The 663-nt window shown below is 63.3% G+C and carries 1 protein-coding gene; it reads right to left on the bottom strand.

Features of this window, described 5'->3' with window-relative positions; translation table 11 throughout:
* A partial coding sequence (locus AHiyo1_RS06555) for a class I SAM-dependent methyltransferase (protein ID WP_059388005.1) occupies positions 1-500 on the bottom strand: 500 nt, incomplete at its 3' end.
* Between the last annotated feature and the right edge of the window lie 163 nt (positions 501-663).

The following is a 663-nucleotide window of genomic DNA, read 5'->3' as shown; positions in this document are numbered from 1 at the left end:
TCGTCTTCGTGCTCGGGTTGAGGTTCCTCATCGTCACCGGACCAGAGTCCGACGGCGATTGGCGCGCCAGCCGCGCTGACCCGCACGAGTTCACTGACGACGTCGTGGATTACCACGTTGGGCACGTGCAGGAGGGTGCTCATAGTCCACACGGCCGGGAAAGTAGCATCGGCGAACGGCAGGGACCGGCCGCTGGCAACGCTGGCGTCGAGCCCTTTGGCACGGGCAACGTGGATGCTCTCCTCGGACAGGTCGACGCCGGTGTAGTGCAATCCGGCCCGCACGAATTCCAAGCCTTCGACGCCTGTGCCGCAGCCTAGTTCGAACAGCGAGTGCCTGTGTTCTTCCTTGAGCAGGCGGATAAACCAGTCGCGGCATTCCGTCCGACGCGGGGTCATGGCGCGGGTGTTCTGGATGCCGGCCTGCCGGTCGTAGTAGACGGCCAGGTTCGCCTCGTGATAGTCGGCTTCGTCGCTGAAGGCCCTTCGGGTCCCGTCCATGGACCCAGCGTAGAACACCCAACTAACTAGCAGTAGGTGTCGTTATGAGGCCTCTAAACGACAACAACTGCGAGTCAGTTGGGTGGGGCGCCTAGTTGGGTGGGGAGCTGGTTGGGTGGGGCGCCTAGTTGAACACCACTGTGCGGGTGCCGTCGAGCAGGAC

This window comes from Arthrobacter sp. Hiyo1 (assembly GCF_001263615.2).
Classification (GTDB): domain Bacteria; phylum Actinomycetota; class Actinomycetes; order Actinomycetales; family Micrococcaceae; genus Arthrobacter.
The sequence above is the reverse complement of the archived record's forward strand: the minus strand, read 5'-3'. Positions and strand labels throughout refer to the sequence as shown.